This window comes from Streptomyces sp. UNOB3_S3 (assembly GCF_020740895.1).
GTDB lineage: Bacteria > Actinomycetota > Actinomycetes > Streptomycetales > Streptomycetaceae > Streptomyces.
The window spans coordinates 1-2,457 of the sequence record NZ_JAILXP010000609.1 but is presented as its reverse complement, the minus strand read 5'-3'; the positions used below and the strand labels follow the sequence as shown (position 1 = coordinate 2,457).

2 protein-coding genes are annotated in these 2,457 nt (G+C 71.0%); both read right to left on the bottom strand.

The genetic code is table 11. The annotated features are described in order from the left end of the window. Positions 1–73: 73 nt before the first annotated feature. Positions 74–1,303 (bottom strand): DUF1015 family protein, encoded by a 1,230-nt coding sequence (locus K6I33_RS34280; protein WP_229358709.1) that lies wholly within the window; start codon positions 1,301–1,303, stop codon positions 74–76. 96 nt (positions 1,304–1,399) lie between these two features. Beyond that, positions 1,400–2,457, bottom strand: a 1,058-nt coding sequence (locus tag K6I33_RS34275) for an MFS transporter (RefSeq protein WP_229358708.1), incomplete at its 5' end; no start/stop codon positions are given.

Below are 2,457 nucleotides of genomic sequence, written 5' to 3'. Positions count from 1 at the left end.
GGGACAACGGGTGCGCCTTTCGGGCAGGGAAGGGGTGGGTGGGGAAGAGAGCGGAGGAGCCGCGGATCTGGATCTACGAGCCGTCGAGGCGGCGCATGATGAGGCCTACAGCAGGTTTCGGGCCGAACGAGGTGGACTTCCGGGGCAGCATGACCCCCGCGCGAGCCAGGTCCCGCACGGTGCCTTCGGCCATGGAGGGCAGCAGAAGAGCGGTGCCGCTGCCTGGCCGGGCCACGGCCGTGATCGCCTCTGTGGCGTCGTGGACGTGGTGGACGGTGCCGGGTAGGTCGGGTACCGACCAGGTATGGGCCAGCAGCAGGTGGTCGGCGATGGCTGTGGGGAGAGCACGCCACTGCCGGGGTTTGCCGACGAGGGTTTCGTTCAGTGCCTGGGGGTGAGGGGTGGTGATCGTCCAGGCTTGTCCGGCGCCCGTGAGTACCAGTTCGCCTGGCCCCGGCGGGCGCGGCCCCTCCGGCAGCGGACGCACACGCGCGACATCGGATGCGGCCACGGCTGCCTTTTCCGGTTCGAGGCCGGGTATCACCCGATGGATCGCGGTGAGTCGCAAGGGGGCAGCGGAGGAATCCACCAGCAGGGCCAAGGCACTGCGCCAGGGGTTCGGGCCCGGTCCGTCGTGCCGCTCGCGGAGGTTCCGGAGAGCGGCGTAGCGGTGGTGGCCGTCAGCTAGGAGGGCCGGATGCCGGGTCAGTCCGGCCGCGAGGAGGGCTTGTTCCTCCGGTTCGGTGCAGGCCCGGAGCGTGTGGGTGATGGCCCCGGTCCGGACGACGGCCAGGGCAGGCCGGCGGACGATGCGGTCCATGAGGCGCGCTGCGGCCTGTGTCGTGGAGTCGCAGGCGAGCAGCAGCGGTTCGGGCTGGGCGCGCAGTGCTGCCATGAGCGCGGCTCGTACGGCGACCACGTGCGGTTCGACGTCTTCGTGCGGGAGGACCGTGCTCCTGTAGTGGGTGGGAAGGTCCAGTGTTCCGATGACACCGCGCTGGAGCAGCTCGTGGCCCGCGTGCTGCTCGTAGACGTACAAGGCGGGACCGGCGTCCCGGACGAGCACGCCACCGCGCAGCCAGCGTTCCATCTCAACTGCTGCTGCCTGGGGGTTCTTGGCATGGAGCAGCCGGGTGATGTGGTGCGGCCGGGCGAGAAGGGCGCGAACGCGGGCCGGGCCGATGTCGTCGTACGGGGGACACACCACGGTGGAGATGTCTCCGACGCGGTCGGGGTCGTACTGGATTCCTCGGAAGGGCCGCAGTCGCGGGACGGTGTGGCCGGGGAGATCTGTGGAGAGCATGGGTTGCTCCTCGAAGTGGGCGTGGCGGGTCCGGGGGCGGGCACCGCGAGGTGTGCCCGCCCCCGGGTGGGAGTCGGCGGATCAGGTGGTGGCGGATCAGGCGGTGATGGTGGTTTGCCTGTCGGGCTTGCCGGTTGCGGCCGGCGTCAGGCGGCCGGTGCGATGCAGGCCGAGGACGGCCAGCGCGCAAACGCCTCCGGTGGCGGCGAGGGCCAGCCAGGGGAGTGCCGGGGCGCCGGCGGAGCGGGCCGTGTCGAGTGCCATGCCGGTGAGGAGGTTGCCGAGGGTGATGCCGATTCCGCAGATGGTGTTGTAGAGGCCGTAGTGCGTGGCCACGTACCGGTTCTCGGCGAGGGCGACGATCGTGTCCATCTCGAAGGGGTAGGCGAGCATGGTCCCCAGCGCGATGAGGAGTGCCGAGAGGAGCGGCGGCACGATGGCCAGTGCCCAACGGCCCGGTCCATCGGCGGGCACCAGCACCGCGGTGGCCGCCAGGAGCGGCAGGAAGGCGATGCCCAGGGCGGTCAGTCCGGCGACCAGTGATTTTCCGGCGCCCCAGTGTTTCTTGCACCAGGCCGTCAGCCGGGTCTGTCCCACGATCGTGGCCAGCCCGGAGGCCGCGAACAGCAGCCCGACGCCGACCGTTCCGGCCTGCTCACTGCCGGCCAGGCGGCGCACCTCCAGTGGCAGCGCGAGGTAGACCTGGAAGGACAGCGCGTACGAGCCGATCATCGCGAGGGAGAACAGCAGGAACGGCCGGTTCGACACCACCGTGCGCCACTGGGAGAGCACCGATGCCGCCGGGCTGTCCGCGTCGTGCGACGGCATACGGGCCGGCAGCGCGCGGATCTGCACGAGCGACAGAACGGTGAAGACGCCGGCCGCGACCAGGCAGGTCAGGCGGAAGCTCACTCCGGTCAGTGCCACGCCGACCAGCGGGCCCAGCAGGATCCCGGCCTGGTAGAAGACGTTGAACAGGGCGAAGGCCTCCACCCGGCGCTCACCGGCGTCATGGGCGAGGTAGGCCCGTACGGCCGGGTTGAACAGGGCTCCGGCCAGCCCGGTGGCCGCCGACGCGGCCAGCAGCGCGGGCAGCGAGTCGACGATCCCGAGAACCGCGAAGCCGACGATGCGCAGCACGAGCCCGGTGATGA